Origin of the sequence: Paraprevotella xylaniphila YIT 11841 (assembly GCF_900683745.1) — a bacterium.
In the GTDB taxonomy this organism is placed as follows: Bacteria; Bacteroidota; Bacteroidia; order Bacteroidales; family Bacteroidaceae; genus Paraprevotella; species Paraprevotella xylaniphila.
Genome location: NZ_LR215980.1, coordinates 2,734,175 through 2,752,404, shown reverse-complemented (window position 1 = coordinate 2,752,404; position 18,230 = coordinate 2,734,175). Strand labels below are relative to the sequence as shown.

At 49.0% G+C, this 18,230-nt stretch carries 15 protein-coding genes; 8 read left to right on the top strand and 7 right to left on the bottom strand.

The annotated features are described in order from the left end of the window. The 3 genes from menB to E0E47_RS17350 all read left to right on the top strand — a co-directional run bounded on the left by menB (window position 1) and on the right by E0E47_RS17350 (window position 4,172). Window positions 1-813 carry a 1,4-dihydroxy-2-naphthoyl-CoA synthase gene (gene menB / locus E0E47_RS11685; RefSeq protein ID WP_130893770.1) on the top strand — a complete coding sequence of 271 codons (813 nt, stop codon included), beginning with the start codon at window positions 1-3 and terminating at the stop codon, window positions 811-813. A 375-nt stretch (window positions 814-1,188) separates the two neighbouring features. Beyond that, complete coding sequence (locus E0E47_RS11680) at window positions 1,189-4,008, top strand: hypothetical protein (protein ID WP_130893769.1); 2,820 nt, start codon at window positions 1,189-1,191, stop codon at window positions 4,006-4,008. A gap of 8 nt (window positions 4,009-4,016) precedes the next feature. Next, window positions 4,017-4,172, top strand: a complete 156-nt coding sequence (locus E0E47_RS17350; protein WP_008627960.1) for a hypothetical protein — start codon at window positions 4,017-4,019, stop codon at window positions 4,170-4,172. Between the two features lie 290 nt (window positions 4,173-4,462). Here E0E47_RS17350 and E0E47_RS11675 read toward each other — a convergent pair whose 3' ends face one another. Further along, window positions 4,463-6,172, bottom strand: a complete 1,710-nt coding sequence (locus tag E0E47_RS11675; RefSeq protein ID WP_130893768.1) for a PspC domain-containing protein — start codon at window positions 6,170-6,172, stop codon at window positions 4,463-4,465. Window positions 6,173-6,200: 28 nt separating this feature from the next. Then, a complete protein-coding gene (locus E0E47_RS11670) occupies window positions 6,201-6,560 on the bottom strand; it encodes a PadR family transcriptional regulator (protein ID WP_130893767.1) in 360 nt (119 codons plus the stop codon). Between the two features lie 618 nt (window positions 6,561-7,178). Between E0E47_RS11670 and E0E47_RS17630 the strand changes: the two genes are divergently transcribed. From E0E47_RS17630 to E0E47_RS11640, 5 genes are all read left to right on the top strand, one after another. Beyond that, window positions 7,179-7,424 (top strand): hypothetical protein, encoded by a 246-nt coding sequence (locus tag E0E47_RS17630; RefSeq protein WP_008618897.1) that lies wholly within the window; start codon window positions 7,179-7,181, stop codon window positions 7,422-7,424. Window positions 7,425-7,548: 124 nt separating this feature from the next. Continuing rightward, on the top strand, window positions 7,549-8,577 hold the full coding sequence (locus E0E47_RS11655; protein WP_232038423.1) for a hypothetical protein: 1,029 nt from the start codon (window positions 7,549-7,551) through the stop codon (window positions 8,575-8,577). 21 nt (window positions 8,578-8,598) lie between these two features. Further along, window positions 8,599-9,069, top strand: coding sequence for a hypothetical protein (locus E0E47_RS11650; RefSeq protein WP_130893766.1), 471 nt, complete (start codon window positions 8,599-8,601; stop codon window positions 9,067-9,069). 201 nt (window positions 9,070-9,270) lie between these two features. Then, the gene (locus E0E47_RS11645) at window positions 9,271-10,305 is read left to right on the top strand and encodes an o-succinylbenzoate synthase (protein ID WP_130894365.1); all 1,035 of its coding nucleotides are present in this window, start codon (window positions 9,271-9,273) and stop codon (window positions 10,303-10,305) included. Further along, on the top strand, window positions 10,286-11,389 hold the full coding sequence (locus E0E47_RS11640; RefSeq protein ID WP_130893765.1) for an AMP-binding protein: 1,104 nt from the start codon (window positions 10,286-10,288) through the stop codon (window positions 11,387-11,389). The genes E0E47_RS11645 and E0E47_RS11640 overlap by 20 nt, the downstream gene beginning before the upstream one ends. Before the next feature lie 289 nt (window positions 11,390-11,678). Here E0E47_RS11640 and E0E47_RS11635 read toward each other — a convergent pair whose 3' ends face one another. The 5 genes from E0E47_RS11635 to E0E47_RS11615 all read right to left on the bottom strand — a co-directional run bounded on the left by E0E47_RS11635 (window position 11,679) and on the right by E0E47_RS11615 (window position 18,181). Then, on the bottom strand, window positions 11,679-12,863 hold the full coding sequence (locus tag E0E47_RS11635; protein ID WP_008627945.1) for an OmpA family protein: 1,185 nt from the start codon (window positions 12,861-12,863) through the stop codon (window positions 11,679-11,681). Between the two features lie 162 nt (window positions 12,864-13,025). Further along, window positions 13,026-14,159 carry an OmpA family protein gene (locus E0E47_RS11630; protein ID WP_008627944.1) on the bottom strand — a complete coding sequence of 378 codons (1,134 nt, stop codon included), beginning with the start codon at window positions 14,157-14,159 and terminating at the stop codon, window positions 13,026-13,028. 167 nt (window positions 14,160-14,326) lie between these two features. Continuing rightward, window positions 14,327-15,226, bottom strand: coding sequence for a diaminopimelate dehydrogenase (locus E0E47_RS11625; RefSeq protein ID WP_130893764.1), 900 nt, complete (start codon window positions 15,224-15,226; stop codon window positions 14,327-14,329). Between the two features lie 33 nt (window positions 15,227-15,259). Beyond that, window positions 15,260-16,657: a C1 family peptidase gene (locus tag E0E47_RS11620; protein ID WP_008627933.1), complete on the bottom strand. Its 1,398-nt coding sequence runs from the start codon at window positions 16,655-16,657 to the stop codon at window positions 15,260-15,262. Between the two features lie 12 nt (window positions 16,658-16,669). Then, the gene (locus tag E0E47_RS11615) at window positions 16,670-18,181 is read right to left on the bottom strand and encodes a butyryl-CoA:acetate CoA transferase (RefSeq protein WP_008627922.1); all 1,512 of its coding nucleotides are present in this window, start codon (window positions 18,179-18,181) and stop codon (window positions 16,670-16,672) included. Window positions 18,182-18,230 lie beyond the last annotated feature (49 nt).

Below are 18,230 nucleotides of genomic sequence, written 5' to 3'. Positions count from 1 at the left end.
ATGAAGGATATGAACAGAGAATGGAAAACTTTGAAGGAATACGAGGATATTCTTTTTGAATTTTATAACGGCATTGCCCGTATCACCATCAACCGCCCGCAGGTGCGCAACGCTTTTACGCCGCGCACGGTGTCGGAGATGAGCGACGCGTTCTATATTTGCCGCGAGCGACGCGATGTCCGTGTGGTGGTGTTGACAGGAGTGGGCGACAAGGCTTTTTGTTCCGGAGGCGACATGCACGTGAAAGGGCACGGGGGATATGTCGGGGACGACGGTGTGCCCCGTTTGAATGTGTTGGAGGTGCAAAAACAAATCCGTTCGTTGCCCAAGCCCGTGATTGCGGCGGTCAACGGTTTTGCCATCGGCGGAGGGCACGTGCTCCATGTGGTGTGCGACCTGACGATAGCTTCGGACAATGCCATTTTCGGGCAGACCGGACCTCGCGTGGGCAGCTTCGATGCCGGTTTTGGTTCCTCTTATCTGGCCCGTGTCGTAGGTCAGAAGAAAGCCCGTGAGATATGGTTCCTGTGCCGGAAGTATAATGCCCGGGAGGCCCTCGACATGGGATTGGTCAACAAGGTGGTGCCTTTGGCTGAATTGGAAGACGAATATGTGGCATGGGCGGAAGAGATGATGCAACTCAGTCCGTTGGCCCTGCGTATGATAAAGGTGGGGCTGAATGCCGAACTGGACGGCCAGGCTGGTATTCAGGAACTGGCCGGGGACGCCACGATGCTTTACTATATGACTGATGAGGCTCAGGAGGGTGGCCGTGCTTTCCTGGAGAAGCGTAAACCGAAGTGGAGGTTCTAAAAGTATGTGGAACAAGGCGGTGTAACAGGTGGCAGCGTCTATCTTATTTTGATTGGGTCCGGATTGAAACGGTAGGTTTTCAATCCGGACTTTTTATATGTCCGATTCGTATCCTTCTTTTCAAAGGAAGAAAGGAATATGGCATGATATATGACGGAAAACGGGTCGGAAAATGTATTTTGGTAAGATTTATCCTATCATTGGTTATTTTATGTCTTATTCCAATGTGGGGGAAGAATATAATTTTGTATCCTGAAAAAGGAATAGAAACAAGTTGGCTAGCATGATGTTTATTCCGTATGAAAGCTCCGTGTCCTCGTCAATAGGTTCGGTGGCGGCACGGTGGAAAACAATAGAACCTTAAAATTTTTAAACATGAAAAAGAAAATACCAAATTCTTTGTTCCCGTTGATGGGGAAGCGTAGGCCGTTGATGGCTGTGTTTGTGGCTTGTATGGCCGCGAACGGGGTGTGGGCACAGGAAGAATCTTCTTGGGTGGGGGAACCTTTGCCTGCCGAAGGTGGAGAGTTTTACCTTTATAATAAGGAAGGTGGAGGATTCCTGCTTGGGGCAAATACTTGGGGCACGCAAGCCTCGTTAGGGCAGCCCGGCCTGTTGTGTACGTTAGAGGTTATGCCCGATGGTAAATATGCCATCAAGACGACGGCTAATAATTATTTGAAAGATGACTACATTGACAAAGACAAGACCGGATATATTTTTACTGACCAGAATATAGAAGACGAAGTGTATGAGTTTTCCTTGTTTGGGAATGGTCGTTATTTACATTACAATGGTTCGGGTACGGTTCTGGCACGGGTGGAAACTGTAGATGTTTGCGAATGGATTTTGGTATCCAAGGACCAACGTATCAAGGCTTTGGATAACGCGACGGAAGAGCAGGGCGTAGATGCTACGTTTTATGTCACAGGAGCTAATTTCGACCGTTCTCAGCCGAGTGAATGGAAGGAAAGCCATACCGGTGGTACACTGACGCTTATCGGACCAGACAGGGCGGCAAAGTCTACAAATTCCTGTACTGAGGCGTACGACAATGCAAACTTTGAGGTATACCAAGTTATGACAGGATTGAAAAACGGATGTTATTTGGTATCCTGCCAAGGGTATTATCGTCCAGGCGGTAACGTGGATGCCAATGGGGCACAGAATGCTATTTTATATGCGAATGCAGATGAGACTCCGCTTCAGTTGCTGAAGGATGACGGGAAAGGCATTCCTAATAACATGGAGCAGGCTGCCGATGCTTTCTTGGTTGGGCGTTATGGCGGTAATGAAGTACGTACGGTCGTGATGGATGGTACATTGAGGATTGGTGTGAGGAAGGATGTACATATATCAAAAGATTGGGCGGCTTTTGATAACTTTCGTTTAACGTATTTGGGAGAGGCAGATGCTTCTGAGGCATTCCAACAGTCATTGAAGATGTTGGAAACCTTGATTGCGGATTTTACAGTTTCCGGGGCAACCGCCATCGCCACGGAGTTGCAGGAGGTGTATGACAAAAATAAAGATGTTTCGGGCGATGGTATAGAAGTAGCACAGAAAGCTCTGTCTGAGGTCATGGCCGAAGCTAAGGACGTGCAGGTCAATGTGGACAGTTTAGTGGCTTCCATAAAAACAGCCGAGTCGCTTTATGCAAAGGTTGAGGACGGTACATATACCTTGTCCACCAAGGGGAAAGAAGCTTTGGAGCAGGGCATAACTGAAGCCGAAAGGATATTGCAGGAAACGCAGATGTCGGCTATGGGTACACAGGCTCCTGTTTACGTGGAAATTCTTAATGCCCAAGTCCGGGATGCCAGGCTTTGGATGGGTATGATATATCCGTTGGAAAAGGCCAAAGAGCTGGCTGATGCGATAACGGGACTTGGCGAGACGGATGCTTACCGGCAAGTCGTGAGTGATTTGGATGATGTGGCATTGACTTTCGAGAAAGTAACAACCGATGTGGCGGCTTTGAATTTGGTTTGCCGCAATGCAATGACTATGGATTTCTTGTCGAAGGCTACATCAGATGCTCCCATAGACATGACCTGTTTTATCCAGAACCCGAATATTTATCAAGTAGGAGAGAACAAGGAAGCTCCGGACGGATGGGTCGTGGCCGCACTTGGAGAAAACAATAGTCCTGATGTCACCACTGGGGGGAAAGGAGATGCCGCATTATGGTCTTCTAGTTGGTCAAGCAATGAAAACAACAATGTAGGCAAGGCTCATTATTATACTAAAATAGGAGGGACAGGAAACCGTGTAGCTAATTTGCCAGACGGTACTTATCTGTTGAAAGCTGCCACTTATTGTACTCGTGATGCCGCGAATGTGAATTTATATGGTTCGTTGGATAACGTAAACATGGAGTTCTCTGATTTCAATGGCGATGAAGCGGTTTATAATGCCGCTACCGGGGTGAACGATGGTTCAACCACGGAACTACGGATGGACGTAAGTGGAGGTGTCCTTTATTTGGGAGTGAAGGGTGAAGATATCGTACATGGTAATGGACAGCATTGGGAGGCCGACAACTTCCGCTTGTATTACATCGGTGTCCCCGAATCCGCCTCGCAGGCTATTCGCATCTCTGACGCAGGTATGGCTACTTATTATTCCGCTAATGCCTTTACTGTGCCTGAAGGTCTGGAAGCCGGTGTCGTGACCGGGATTTCCGATGGAGGAACCACTTTGGCTGTGGATTGGCGTTATGCTTCGGGCAGTACTGTCCCGGGTTTGACCGGTATCCTTCTTAGGGGTAAGGCCGGTGGTTATACGGGTAACTTTAGTGTGGCAAACATGTCGCGTCCGGAGGATAACCTGTTGGAAGGCACGTTGGTGGAAACCACTGTGGATGCCGAAGGCTACAAGTACTACAAACTGGCTGATGATGTGACGAACGGTTTAGGCTTCTACTTTGCCACCCAAGACGGCAGCTCTATCGTAAACGGAGCGAACAAGGCATATTTGGCTTTGCCGGAGGCCGTGGCGCAAGAGGCCAACTTCCTTGCATTCGACTTTGATGCAACGGGTATCACCGATACAGAGCTTACGGCAGAGGAAGCCCCTGTGGATGTCTACGGGATTTCCGGCATACGCGTGCGTTCCGGTGTGAAGGCTTCTGAGGCTTTGGAGGGGTTGCCCAAAGGAATTTATATTATAAATGGAAGGAAAATCTTAAAATAGGAAACGAAATGAAAAAGAAGGTATATGTAACTCCTGAGGTTGACGCAGTGGTATTGTTGCAACAAGACATGCTTTGTGGGTCAGGAAATGGAATGGATATCCATGATGATTATTCGGATGCCGAACAGTTGTCGAACAAGAACGTTTGGGATGATATTTGGTGAATCCTTTAGCCGGAATTAGACAAAAAGCGTCAAAAACGGGTAGAAATGGTGCATAAAGTGCATTTGGATGAAAATGTCCCATTTTTTGTGCTTATCTGTCACCAATGGAATGGATGATTCGTTTTATCTTTGCCATGCGTTTCAGAAATCCTGATGTGAAGGCATTCTAAGATGATGGAGCGTACCTTGGTCTAATAAGAGAGATGCAGTTAGAAATTAGGTTAATATTGGTGTGAGTAGCCTGATATGAGGTATCCTGTGAAGGATTGAACTCATATCAGGCTACTTTTTTAAGGATGCCGGGCAGGTTTCCGAGGGATGGAAGAAGGATTCCGTTGGGGGAGATTACCGGTCTTTTCCAGTTTGAAATCCGTGGCTGAGAACCAAGTCCCGTCCCATGTCCTGCTGCGGATATTGGTCACGCCATAGCGTATGGTACCGTTGTGTGTGACGATGCTGTCAATCCTTACGGTGCTCCATCCATAGCCCTTTCCTCCATTGGCTTCGGTGATATTTCTCCATAAGCCCAATGAGACGGTACCGTCGTTCTGTTTCTTTTTGGCATCCTGCCAGATTTCGCCGCCTTCATTGCTATATATAGGTACTTGGGTCTTTTGTTCCTTTCCTCCGGAAATGGCGAAGATTTCGCAACCATGCCCGTCAGTCCGTGCGGCGGCCTCCAACCGGTAGATGCCGGGTGCCATGTGTACGGTTTGTTCCAACTCATATTCCATGTTCCGGTTGCCGCTCCAGGCATCGATATATTGCATTTCATGGTCACCGGTATAATATTCTCCGCTTTTCACGTAACCGTCACAGTTTTCGTGCCTGATGACTGTCCAACCTTCGTTTTTCAGGTAGCTTAACTGTTTCTGTCGGTGGGCGGTGTCTTCACGTTCTTGTTTTTCTTTGTAGAACTCCCGTCTGTAACGTTCATAAAAAGCATTGCCCTGAATGGCCGATGCAATGAAGACAGCCAGGCATACGACCCATGTCCCGAGGAGTGCCAACCGTTTCATGGCGTTCATTGGGGCTATGCGTCCGGCCATGCGTAAGATGGAATGTCCGCCTATATACAAAGTGAGGACCGACAAGACAATAAAGCTTATCGAGGCTATCCAATAAATGCCTTGGCCGATGGAACCGTTGACAAGCCCGTTGAAAAAGGCTTGGTCTGCCGACGAACTGAACACGCCCTCGCTTATACCTCCGCAACATGCGGAAATCAGGAAAAGGCAGAGCATGACCAAAGCGAACAATAAGACGATGGACAATATGAGAATCAGTCCGCCAATGAAGACAAAGAGGCAACCTTTAAAAACTGCAGTGATAATGTCCAGTAAGACAGTGAGGCATCCGCGTGCTGTTTTTTTCGTTTCCGGTGCTGTGGCATATTGTCCGGCTTTGCGTGCGCCTTCCATGATTTCGTCGCGCAGGTTTTCCATGTTCACGGGGCGTCCTTGCATGCGCAAGCGGTCTTCCGGGGTTTGGGCTTCCGGGGTAATGATCCATAGGATGAGGTAGATGACAATCATGGTGCCGAGGGAGAACCAGGCAAACAATATCATCAGTAGGCGGAGCCACAGTGGATCGATGCCGAAGAAACAAGCCAAACCGGAGGTGACGCCGCCCAACATTTTGTCGTCCGGGTTACGGAAAAGTTTCTTGTGGATGGTTTCTTTCGGTTTGCGTCCTTCATGCGGTTCTTCTGTGCCTTCGGAAAGGTTTTCTGATTCCGGATTATCCATTTCTTCCGGGTTCCCGATGCGTTTGATGATTTCCTGCATGTGTTCTATGGTAATGGCTTCCACCCCGGACGCCTTCAGTTCATCGAACAATTCAGCAATGCGGCGTTCGATGTCCTCCGCAATTTCTTCGCCCCCTTCTTGGCGGGAAAAGTAGCGTTGCATGTTCTTTTGGTATTGGTTCAACAGTTCGTAAGCGTCCTCGTCGATGGCATAGAGCGATCCGAAGAGGTTGATGGTAATATTCTTTTTCATAAATATTATGTATTTAAAAGTTAAGGATTCAGTCTTTTTCTTGTAGGGGAAGCCTTATGGGGCTTTCTGATTTCAGATGCCCCACGGTGGCGGAAAGCTCATTCCAGGCACAGTCCAGTCCGGCCAGGAAAGTTTCGCCGTCGAGGGTCAGGGCATAGTATTTGCGTGGAGGTCCTTGGGTGGACTCGCGCCATTCATAACTCAGCAACCCGTCCTTTTTCAGGCGGGTGAGCAGCGGATAGAGCGTGCCTTCCACGACAATCAAATCGGCTTCCTTCAGCCGTGTGATGATGTCGGAGGCGTATGACGGTTCCTTGCGCAGCAACAGCATGACACAATATTCCAACATTCCTTTCCGCATTTGTGATTTCGCATTGTCTACGTTCATAGGCTTTTAACGTTTAAGTAAGGAGACGTCCGGCCGGTGCGTCCCTTTGTTCCGTGCAAATATATGTATTATATTGGTACTATGCAATACATAGTAGTATGTTTCTTCTGATTTTCAATAGGAGAATTTCTTCATCACTCGTTTATCACCGTTTACTGACCAATAGGTTTAGATAAGTTCGGATACTGCAAAAAGAAGAAAAAATGAATGGAGAACATCAGTATTCATCATTTTTTCCTATATTTGCCTTGTACATTTCCGCAGAAAGCCCAAGGGTGGGCAAGGATATGTGCATTATATATGGAGAAGACGTTTACAAGCGTCTGGCTTTCGGGTTTCAGAACTTCGCACCTTTTGACCTGTCGAAAGAACAGATGGCAACCGGTAACGTCCTCGTGGTATGTATATTTACGTACTGTCCTTCCCTTTTTGGGAAAGGACATGCCGTATACATATCGGCGTGGGCTTTCTGCGTTGCTCGTTCTTGACAGGTGGGCATGCGAAGGCCTTGGAACTCGGAACGGGCAAAGGTAAGATTCCTACGCCTTTTCTATATACAGGCAGTTCTTATGTTGGATTTAACATGTCCGTTGGGAGTCCGGATGAATAAAGAGGGGTATGCTGCATATCGGACAGCTTATAGCTTGCACGCTTCACGAGCAAGGGCGTACGGTGACATGGTTTGCAAGACAGTTGTGTTGCACACGGCCTAACGTATATAAAATATTCGGCAAAGAAAATATTGATATCTCTTTGTTGTGGCGTATTTCTTGTATTCTTCATCATGACTTTTTCGGAGACCTTTCACAGGAAATGAAGTGTGACGTAAATTTTTCCCTTCCTTTTAGTTCCGGAACGGAATAGGGATGTTAATCAAATGGCAATATTTCTGTCAACTTCTTGGAACTATCCATTTCCGTTTCATCTTCTCGATTTGCCTATCTTTGCATGGTAAACTGAATTCGAGAACAACATTAAATTAAAAAAAATGAAAAAGTTATGTTTTAAATGTCCGGTTTGGATGTGGATTTTGGGCATGATGTTTTTTGTATCGTGTAGCGACGATGATAACGGTGGGACGGGCGGCGGCAACGGTGACAAGGATGCGTATTCCGTGACCATCCTGACGCAACCGTATTCGGGATTGTCTTCCACCACTGTGGAGGTTTCCGGGACGTGCTCCATAACCGGGAAAGTGCCTGAGGTGTATGCTTTTGGTTTTGTTTACGGGACATCGAAATCACCGGAAGCCGGCAATGAAGGAGTGGTGAAAGTACAGGTTGGTATGTCGGAGACAGGAGATTTCAAAACGACTCTGGAAGGTTTGACACCGAATACGACCTATTATTACAGGGCATATTTTGAGAAAGACGGGGCTTATGAATATGGCAATACGAAAACATTCACGATGAAGCCTGCTGACGATGGTATCGATGTGCCTACGGCTGGCGAACTGGTAGACATGGGAGGTCGGGTGAAATGGGCCTCGTGTAATTGGGATGCGTCTTCACCGGAGCAGACCGGCGTTTTGTGCGGATGGGGCGATCCTACGGGAACTGTCAAGTACCAAGGGATTATTGATACTTATGACTTTTATGTGCCTGCTCCCGGATGTTATGAGTATTATGCCGGGGTGAATCCTCCGAAGGAGATAAGCGGTACGGAGTTGGACATTGCTTACGTGAAATCGCAAGGCCGCTTGCGCATGCCCACGCGGAAAGAAATGGATGACTTGGTGGAAGATTGTCTCGTGAAAACGGTTCTGTATAATAATGTGGAAGGGCTGCTGTTCATTGCTCCCAACGGGAACAAGCTCTTTTTCCCCTCGTGTGGACGACGGATAGGGTCAGAAGTCCTTACCAATGGGCTTAGCGTTTATTGGACAGGGACGTTTGAGCAGTATTCTTATGGTAGTCTACTGGTTTATGGATTGGGATTCCAAGGTGGTGATCCTGGACCGACAGACGGGATGGACTGTTGTCTAGGGGGAGCCATACGCCCGGTGGCCGATAAATGATTAATTAAAAGATAAAATGCGATGGATATGAAAAGTTTCAAATTATGGCAGTTGCCGGGATTCATGCTGTGCCTGTTGTTGGGGTTGGTGTTTTTTTCTTCTTGCGATAAGGACGATGACGAGGCAGGTGGCGGAGGCATCATGGGGTATTGGTTGCCATTGACAGACCTCCGTGATATGGCGAGAGAAGCGGTGGAAGAAGACAATGCCGATGAAGACGGTTTTACAGGAGGAGCCGTTTCATACCGTTTCCTGAATGCTAATACCGTAGAAAGTTTTACGACGAATTGCTACATAGGCCATAAGTCCGCTGCGTTTCATACGGAAACTGTTTCAGGAAAGACGGTGTCTTTCGTGGCGGAAAATGTGAGGACTTACACTTATGTGCTTGATGGCAATAAGGTGTATATCACGGATGGTACCATTGGTACATTAGTTAATGGTGAATTACGGGTGGATGGTTTGCTGTTTATTTTCCAGAAATTGGAGTGAGTCATTCCTTTCGTGCCTGGGAGAGTGTGTAAAGTCTGTTACTTTTATTCCCGTCGGTCGCGGAAGATTGTGTTTTTTAAGGTGGAAGCATGATTATCCGAAGATTTTTTCTAAGTTTGCACCCTAAAGTGATATGCTGCAGGTGGGTTTCCGTATGTGGGAATGTACGGTGCATGCAGTGACATTGAGGATAGAATGGGAATGATAGATTATAAGATAGATGTTTTCCCTCGGCTTTTTCATTTTAAAAAGCCGGCGGGTACGTCAAGGGGAATGTACACGGAGCGGCGGTCGTGGTACGTCAGGGTGTCATCCGCTGCCTGTCCGGGACGTGAGGGATGGGGCGAATGCGCTCCCTTGCCGCAGTTGAGTGTGGATGACTTGCCGGATTACGAAAGCGTGTTGCGCGGGATATGTGCGGAGGTGGCCCGTACGGGGCAGGTCGATATGGAACGGTGGAGGGAATACCCCTCCATGCTGTTCGGGGTGGAGACGGCTTTGCGCCATTTCGGACAAGGGACGTATGCCTTGTGGGATACGTCCTTTTCGCGCGGTGAAGAGGGCATCTGCATCAACGGGTTGATATGGATGGGCGACCATGACGCCATGTACGGGCAAATCAGGGAGAAGTTGGAAGCCGGCTTCCGTTGTGTCAAGTTGAAAATCGGTGCCATCGGTTTCGAGGAGGAATTGGACTTGTTGCGTTTCATCCGGCGGCATTTCCCGGCTCGTGAGGTGGAACTCCGGGTGGATGCCAACGGGGCTTTTGCTCCTGCTGAAGCCTTGGACAAGCTGAAACGGTTGGCCGAACTTGATTTGCATTCCATCGAGCAGCCCATACGGGCCGGGCAATGGGACGAAATGGCCGGACTGGTGTCGGTTTCGCCCTTGCCCGTCGCTTTCGACGAGGAGCTGATAGGACATTGCAGCCTTGAAGCGAAGCAGAGGCTGTTGGACGCGCTCCATCCGCAGTATATCGTGCTGAAACCCTCGTTGCATGGCGGGTTCTCCGGTTGCCGTGAGTGGATAGAAGAGGCGGAAAAGAGGAACGTCGGATGGTGGATTACCTCGGCACTGGAGTCGAACGTAGGCTTGAATGCCATTGCGCAATGGTGTGCCACATGGCACACCCGGATGCCTCAGGGATTGGGCACGGGAATGTTGTTCACTGACAACGTACCGATGCCGTTGGAAATCCGGAAAGATTGTTTGTGGTATGTGGCAGACGGAGATTGAACGGCAGCATGTCGGCGTGGAGGGGCAGCGTTTCTCGGCGGCAGACTTGCACGAACTGGCCGCGTTGTCCGTTGAAGAGGAAGATGAGGCTTTGCGGGCCGTTTATGCCTTTCTGGCGGAATGGTTCTCGCCTGCGTCTACGGTGGAAGTGCAGACTTCCGGTTCCACCGGTGTCCCCAAGCGGATGAGAGTGGAAAAAGAGCGGATGATGCGTAGTGCCGTTCGGACGTGTGAGTTCCTCGGCTTGCGCCCGGGCGACACGGCTTTGCTGTGCATGGACTTGAAGTATATCGGGGCCAAGATGATGGTCGTGCGTGCCTTGGTGGCCGGACTGCATCTATGGGTCCGCCGTCCGTCAGGGCATCCGTTGGCCGACGTGGAGGAGCGGGTGGATTTCCTGTCTGTCGTGCCGATGCAACTTTACAACACGTTGGGGCAGGCGGACGAGCGGGAGCGTCTGGCACGTGTTCGTTGTGTCATCGTGGGGGGCGGAGCGGTGGACGAGGCATTGGAACGGCGTTTGGAGTACTTGCCCTGCCGGGTGTATTCCACTTACGGCATGACGGAAACATTGTCGCATGTCGCTTTGCGTCCACTTAACGGGCCGAAGGCTTCGGCAGGTTATCGTCCTTTCGAGGGGGTAAGTTTGTCGCTGTCCGCCCGGGGGACGTTGGTGATTCATGCACCGGAATTGTGTGTTTCCGATTTGGAGACGAACGACGTGGCGCGTTTGTATGACGACGGCACGTTCATGATTGTGGGGCGTGCGGATAATGTGGTAAACAGCGGGGGCGTAAAAATCCAGATAGAGGAGGAAGAGCGTTGGCTGAAGGAGCTTATCGGCGTGCCTTTTGCTTTGACTTCCGTGCCGGACCGGCAGTTGGGCGAGGCTTTGGTGTTGTTGTTGGTACGTGATTTCCCGATGGATGATGCCGACTTGTTTGGTGCGATGAAGGCTTTTCTGCCTCGTTACCATGTTCCCCGGCATATTTTGCGCGTGGAGGCCGTACCGGTGGCGGGAAATGGTAAGGTGGACCGTAAGGCTTGCCGGGAGTTGGCTCTTGGAGTTGGGGCTGTCCGTTGATGCTTTTTATAATCTTGACAAAAGGGGCGGTTTTTGCAGGAGGACAAATGCCTTTGCCGAAGGTGTTCTGCCGATATGAGGCAAACGGGAAATCGTTTGGCGCAGAATGAAAAATCAATCTCATGAGATTGAAAAATCGTTTGGCTGAGAAAAAAATGTTAAAACGAGGAGCCTGATGGAGTAATATGTAGATTGCAGAATCACAGTGTTTTTGGATTCCCAAACGATAAAGGGTATAAAAAAAGACCGCTTGCGAAAAGCGGCCTTTTTTATATCAGTCTAATGATGATTAATCTTCAACAATCGTACAGATGCTGACGCGGTTCCAATCCGGTTCCTCGAACATGTAGCCTACGCCTTGTCCCTTAGCTGTAATACGGCGAACGTCGATTCTGTATTTGTTCACCAACATATTCTTCACGGCTTCCGCACGTTGGTTGGCGATACGTTCGTTCACTTCGGCACTTCCTTCAGGAGAAGCATATCCTAAGATGTTCACCTTAGCTTCTTTATGGTTCTTCAGATAAGTGGCGATACGTTCTACGTTGGGTTGCTGTGACGCGTCGATGACGATCTTGCCTTGACGGAATGTTACGACAGACTCCAATGTTTTCTTGTTGTTCGTAATCACTTTCGGGCCTTGGTTGCGGCATTCTTGCAGTGCACGTTCCAAATCGGCAGATTTCTGTTCCTCGTTGCGGAGTCGGTTAGCCGTATTTCTCATGCTTTCATCCTTGGAGCTTACGTCCTGACGCAAGTTGTTGATGGTAGCGTTCAGTGCGCTGACTTCCGATGCGTCGTAGGCTCTTACCTTTGTCATGTGATGCTTGCCGTTGCTGTTCTTGAAGTGATAAACCACTCCGGCTGTAATTTCCCAGTTGGCATAATTGGCATTGAAATTGGGGTGGGAGTGAGCCCTGTCGGCATCCCACATGCTCATATCCCATAGGATAGCCGGTTTGATGGCTACGGTCCATGCTTTCTTTTCTCCCAAATTGAAATTGAAGTTTACTCCGGCTTTTGATGCCAAGTGGTTGGCACCTTCGCCTGTCTCATAGAAATCGTTCAGGCGTAACCAACCAAATCCGCCTACGGCTTCTACTTCGAACAGGCGTGGCTGACCGTTGTATCCTGCAAACATGTTGTTTAGGTTGAGCCGATTCAACAACATCAGGTTGAAGGCATCGAATGCCGTACCGCTCTTTTGGGCGGCCATTCGGCTTTGGGTATTAATGCTCCAGTTGCTTTCCAATGTCAAACCGTAAATGGGGCTTAACTGTTTATTAATGTCAAGACCGATGACTGCACGAGAGTTTTTAAAAAATGTACTATGGGTGAGGGGAGTGGCTATACCACCGTTCAGGCCTATTGACCAGTTGTCACCAAATTTGTTTCCACCCAAATTATAATCTTGGGCATTTAAGCCGCTTATACTGAAAGCGCTTAATATAACTACAATTAAAGACTTTTTCATAATTTATTTGTTTAGTAATACATCACAAATATAAGGTAATTTATATCAGTTTCAAAATAATAATGGTAATATTTTTTAGGAAGTAACCTTTTTTAGTAAATAAAGAGAGGGCGGCCCAAAGGTCGCCCTCTTTTTGTGATTTAATTAAAGATTGTTGTATGATTATTCGGTCACGCAGATGCTTGCACGGTTATAAGCCGGTTTACCGAATATGCTGCCCACTCCCTTACCTTGGGTTTCGATTCTGTTGGCGCTGATGCCGTATTCTTTCACCAAAATGTTCTTCACGGCTTCCGCACGTTTTTCAGACAGCTTCTGGTTGAACTTGGCGTTGCCTTCCGGTGAAGCGTATCCTGAGATGGTGACTTTGGCGTTGCTGTTCTTCTTCAAATAGCTTGCCAAACGGTCGATATTCGGCATCTGGAGCGCGTCTACTTTGCTGCTGCTCTGACGGAAGATGACTACGTATTCGTTCTTTTCTACAGTCTGCGTAGCCGTGGTTGGCACCTTCTTGTTCTTGCAGTCATTCAAATCCTTCTGTAAGTCGTTGATGGTTTTTTGTGCGTTCTGCAATGCACGGTCCTTGCCTGCAGCTTCAGCTTCCATCGAACTGATGGTGGCGTTCAGGGCTGCAATCTGGTCTGCATGGCTGCAACCATTGGAATAGTAGTGCTTGCCGTTGCTGTTCTTGAAGTGGTACACTACGCCTGCTGTGATTTCCCAAGCAGCTTGGTCGGAATGGAAGTTGATGTTGTCTTTTCCAAACTGGGTTACATTCCACAATATAGCCGGTTTTACTGCTATGGTCCATGCTTTCTTTTCACCTAAATTGAAGTTGAGGTTCAAGCCTACTTTTGAAGAAAGCCAGTTGCCGTCCTTGTCCCCGTCTTCTCCGTAATATGCGTCGTTTACGTGCAACCAACCGAAACCGGCCAATGCTTCAACTTCAAACAGGCTAGGTTTGCCTTTGTAACGGCAGAACACATTATTTAAATTGATGCGGTGCAACAACATCAGATTGCTTGCATCAAAAGCTGCACTGCTCTCGAACGTGTTGATGCTCCACATGTTTTCAAATGTCAAGCCATAAATCGGAGAGAGTTGCTTGTTGAGATCAATACCCACGGTGGCACGGGCATTCTTGAAGAATGCACTATGGCTGAGCGGAGTCACAATACCACCATTCAAACCAATAGACCAATTGTCACGGAACTTTGTAGTTTGTTCCTCAGTCGTTTGGGCGTTCAGGCTACTTATACCTAATACACCCGCTAATAACAGTAGAGACTTTTTCATAATTGTTTAATTGAAAATTAATAAATATGTTATTTATAACCTATCCCAAAGGTACATATAAAAGTGGAAGTTCATTCTGTTTTTATGTTATTAAAAGTAAAAAGAGGCTTTTTCGGCCTCTTTTTACTTTGTTTTAAGTCTTAAACGACCGGATACGCAGGGAGCGGTTAAACCAAATGGGCTATCAAATCTTCACGCTCGCCCGGCAGCAGGTCGATGACGGGTATTTCTATCATCGTGTAGCAGCCAGGTTGTTGTTTCATCGAGGCGCGAGCCACGCAAACCAATACTTGTCCCGTCAGCGCCGGGTTGTTGATATGCATGTTGAATTCGAACAACTGGTTCTGGGTCTTTCCAGATACGCCTTTGCGTGTCAGGTTGACACCGTGTCCCATGTCCAACAACTCGTCTACACAAGGTACTTCTATGACGTGGGTTTCATCGTTGACGAAATAGGGGTCGGCTTTAATGGCAGCGGCTACTTTCTGGAACTCGTATCCTTCCTTTACCTCTATGTATACCATGCGGCGGTGAATACCCGTGCCGGTGGGGATGGTCATGGAGAGGGCAGCTTTCACTCCTTCCACGGCTTTCACGGCTACGGTATGTCCCATGCTCATGCCTGGCCCGAAATTCGTGTAGGTGATGCCTTTGGGGGCAATGGCCTGTAACATGGCGCGTACGATGGAGTCGCTACCCGGATCCCACCCTGCGGAGATGACGGACACAGCCTTGCCGGCTTTTGCGCTTTCGTCGAGCGAGCGGCGAAGGGAAGTGATTTGGGTGTGGATGTCGAAACTGTCCACTGTGTTGATGCCGAGCGCGAGGATTTCTTTGGCGTATTTCTCCACGCTACGGGTTGGCGTGGCCAGGATGGCTACGTCTACGTCCTGCAATTCGCGGATGTCCTTCACCACGTTATACTTGGCCAGTTCTTCGGGCTTGTTTTCAGCCCCGTTCCGGCGTACGACACCTGCCACCTCGAAGTCGGGCGCGGCTTCGAGTGCCTGCAAGGCATAGTGTCCTATGTTGCCGTAACCTACTACGGCTGCTCTGATTTTTTTCATTTCCGTTGTCTTGTTATTGAGTTCGTGTGTATGTTATTGTTCATTTTGGAACATGGGATCCCATGCCGGCAAACGGACGGGCTTTTGTTTCAGCATGTCCAGAACGTTTTGCGGGCAGTACTTCTTGTTGACGACCACGCGGAACATGTATTCGTCGAACCACTCGTCCGTCATGATGAGATGGCCCTGATAGCCGGCATCTTTGCCCCAACTGTTTTCCACCATCCATTTCTTGGGCTTGCCGCTATCGTCGAGGTCGACGGCCATCAGCGTCATGGCGTGGGTGCTGCCGCTGTCGAAGCTCTGGATGCGTTGTTTCTTGTTCATGCCGAACGTCGTGCCGAAGAGGCTGCCGTAGTCGTAGTTGTTCAAGTCGAGCGTACCTTTCTTGGAATCCAGAAACTTGCCCACGTCGCAACTGAAGTACATCATGGTGCTGTCTTTCAGGCTGGCAATAGCCATTTCTTTGATGTCCTCGATGGGCAGGTTGATGTACAGCCAGTTGTGTCCGTCGTAAGTGTGACGGTCATAATCGATTTCATATACTTGGTTGAACGGACGTGAAGGGTCGTTCATCAGCATGACGTAATTGGCGTTCAAGTCTTCTCCGCCGCATACTTCCTTGTAGAAACTTTGGGGCGTGTAAGTCTTGGGCTTTTCTGTATATTTCCCGTCGATTTTCGGTGCCCAAGTAAAAGAAGTTGGAGGCTCTCCGTAGGCATAGACCAACATACGGTAAACCGTTTTCATCATGTCTACCTTCTGTTGTTCCAATTCCTTTTCGGAGGCGCCCTTCTCGGATGCTTCGCGCAGTAACATGCCGTCTTCGCGCAATTTTCTTTTCAAGAGGGCTGAAAATTCATTGGTGTTGTCGCTGCTGTAAGTTTCGGCCATGACCTCTTTGGGGACAAGCCCATATTTTTCAATCAGATCCGAAACACCTGTGAATTGCCCTCCGTCGCTCAGTGGGTTACGGAACAGCCATTCCACCATTTTGTCGTCGATGGGCTTTTTGCGCGTGTCGATGATGCCTTGAAGAAAAAGGTTGCTCTTTTCCAGTTGGTCGTAGAAGAAGTTGTAGGCCTGCGAGAAAAAGAAATTTTTCATGCCCGTACGGGCCATGACTTGTGCACGAATCACGTTGGTACCCGTAAACAGCCAGCAACGTCCGCTGCTTTTCTGGTCGCTGATGCCGGAGCTTTTCACCTTGTGGCTGAACCACGTGTCGGGCGTAGCCGCCTGTTCGCTGTTGGCCGTAAGCTTTTTGATGGAGTTGGCATTTACGGCATTCCGGATGGCTTTGTGGGCATCGTCGTGCGAGTAGCTCTCTTTCAAGGTCTGCAGGACTTCGGGGGTGAGTGCCTGTTGGGCGAAAGAAATGCTGCCGCAGAACGGAAAGGCCAGATATAATAATAATGATGTTTTTTTCATAAAGTCCTGGTGTTATTTTACGTATTCGGCCCAGTCGGTCAGTCGCATGTCTCCCTTGCGCAGGTAAGTGTCGTGCATGGCGAATGCTGCCGACAGGCAGTGGTGGGTGTGTCCTCCGTTTTGGGCTGCGTACTTCATGTAGTCGAGCAAAAGCGGACGATAGTCGGGATGGGCTACCTTGACAAGTTCTGCTGCTTTCTCCATGGCGCATTTTCCACGCAGGTCGGCCACGCCGTATTCCGTGATGACGGCATCTACGAAATGGCTCGTATGGTCGATGTGGGAACAGAAAGGCACGATGCTGCTGATGGCTCCGCCTTTGGTGGTGGAACCGCAAGTGAAAATACTCAAATAAGCATTGTTGGTGAAGTCTGCCGAACCGCCGATACCGTTCATCATCTTCGTGCCGCAGATCTTGGTAGAGTTTACATGTCCGTAGATGTCCACCTCGATGGCCGTATTCAGAGAGCATACGCCGATGCGGGCGATGACTTCGGGGCTGTTTGAAATTTCGGAAGGACGGAGCACGAGCTTGTCTTTGAAGAAGTCCATGTCGTTGTAAATGCCTTGCAGGCATTCGTTCGTCACGGTGAGCGAACAGGCTGATGCCGAGAGTACGCGGCCTTCGCGCATCAGTTGTACGGGGGCATCCTGAAGCACTTCGGTGTAAATGCTGAAATTCGGGACGTCCGGGCATTGGCCTAATGCGCCCAAAACAGCGTTGGCCCCGCTGCCTACCCCACTTTGCAAATTAAGGAAAGTAGGTGGTATTTTCCCGCTTTTCAGGTTGGCTAACAGGAAGTCGGCCACATTGTTTCCGATTTGTGTCGTGATGGGGTCGGGGGCCTTGAAAGAGCGAGCTTCGTCGGGGATGTTGCATTCAATGATGCCTTTGATGCGGTCAGCATCCACTTCCACGTAGGGTTTGCCGATGCGGTCGCTCGCCTTCATGATCATGATGGGCGTGCGGTAGGGATGGTCTTCTATTTCGTACACATCGTGGATACCCATGCACTTTTTGCTGTGGAAGGCATTGACTTCGATGATGATGCCTTTGCGTGCCAGACGGCAGACGGTGGGACTGATACCTCCTGCGGCCGTCAGGTAAATACGAGCCTTACTGCCTGTTTGTTCGATTTCGCAAGCTTCGATGATGGCCCAGTCTACTTGTCCGAGATAACCTTGGCGGATTTGAGTGGCCATGTTGGAAAGGTTGAGGTCGGAATACGAAATCTCATTATTGTTGACATGCGTGCGGAAGTCTTTGTTCGTGGTGTAAGGGGCACGGAATTTGATGGCCTGGGCATTGGCCAACATGCCGTCGCAACTTTGTCCAGTAGATGCGCCGGTAAGGATGTTGATTTTAAACTCTTTGCCTTCAGCATGTTCTTTCTCTGCTTTTCGGGCTATCTCTGCCGGTACGCTTTTAGGCACACCAGCGGGTGTGAAGCCGCTCAGTCCGATGGTATCTCCGTTTTGGATGAGGGCAGCAGCTTCGGCTGCTGTGATTTTGTTGAATCCCATAGAGTTGATTGCTTAATAGTTATACCTTATTTAATATGGCGCAAAGTTA

Excerpts from the sequence above, each read along its gene's own strand:
- E0E47_RS11680 (WP_130893769.1), top strand. The coding sequence starts at position 1,189 with ATGAAAAAGAAAATACCAAATTCTTTGTTCCCGTTGATGGGGAAGCGT.
- E0E47_RS11650 (WP_130893766.1), top strand. The coding sequence starts at position 8,599 with ATGGATATGAAAAGTTTCAAATTATGGCAGTTGCCGGGATTCATGCTG.
- E0E47_RS17630 (WP_008618897.1), top strand. The coding sequence starts at position 7,179 with ATGCTGCATATCGGACAGCTTATAGCTTGCACGCTTCACGAGCAAGGG.
- E0E47_RS11670 (WP_130893767.1), bottom strand. The coding sequence starts at position 6,560 with ATGAACGTAGACAATGCGAAATCACAAATGCGGAAAGGAATGTTGGAA.
- E0E47_RS11615 (WP_008627922.1), bottom strand. The coding sequence starts at position 18,181 with ATGGGATTCAACAAAATCACAGCAGCCGAAGCTGCTGCCCTCATCCAA.
- E0E47_RS11625 (WP_130893764.1), bottom strand. The coding sequence starts at position 15,226 with ATGAAAAAAATCAGAGCAGCCGTAGTAGGTTACGGCAACATAGGACAC.
- E0E47_RS11620 (WP_008627933.1), bottom strand. The coding sequence starts at position 16,657 with ATGAAAAAAACATCATTATTATTATATCTGGCCTTTCCGTTCTGCGGC.
- E0E47_RS11645 (WP_130894365.1), top strand. The coding sequence starts at position 9,271 with ATGATAGATTATAAGATAGATGTTTTCCCTCGGCTTTTTCATTTTAAA.
- E0E47_RS11675 (WP_130893768.1), bottom strand. The coding sequence starts at position 6,172 with ATGAAAAAGAATATTACCATCAACCTCTTCGGATCGCTCTATGCCATC.
- E0E47_RS17350 (WP_008627960.1), top strand. The coding sequence starts at position 4,017 with ATGAAAAAGAAGGTATATGTAACTCCTGAGGTTGACGCAGTGGTATTG.
- menB (WP_130893770.1), top strand. The coding sequence starts at position 1 with ATGAAGGATATGAACAGAGAATGGAAAACTTTGAAGGAATACGAGGAT.
- E0E47_RS11655 (WP_232038423.1), top strand. The coding sequence starts at position 7,549 with ATGAAAAAGTTATGTTTTAAATGTCCGGTTTGGATGTGGATTTTGGGC.
- E0E47_RS11640 (WP_130893765.1), top strand. The coding sequence starts at position 10,286 with ATGTGGCAGACGGAGATTGAACGGCAGCATGTCGGCGTGGAGGGGCAG.
- E0E47_RS11635 (WP_008627945.1), bottom strand. The coding sequence starts at position 12,863 with ATGAAAAAGTCTTTAATTGTAGTTATATTAAGCGCTTTCAGTATAAGC.
- E0E47_RS11630 (WP_008627944.1), bottom strand. The coding sequence starts at position 14,159 with ATGAAAAAGTCTCTACTGTTATTAGCGGGTGTATTAGGTATAAGTAGC.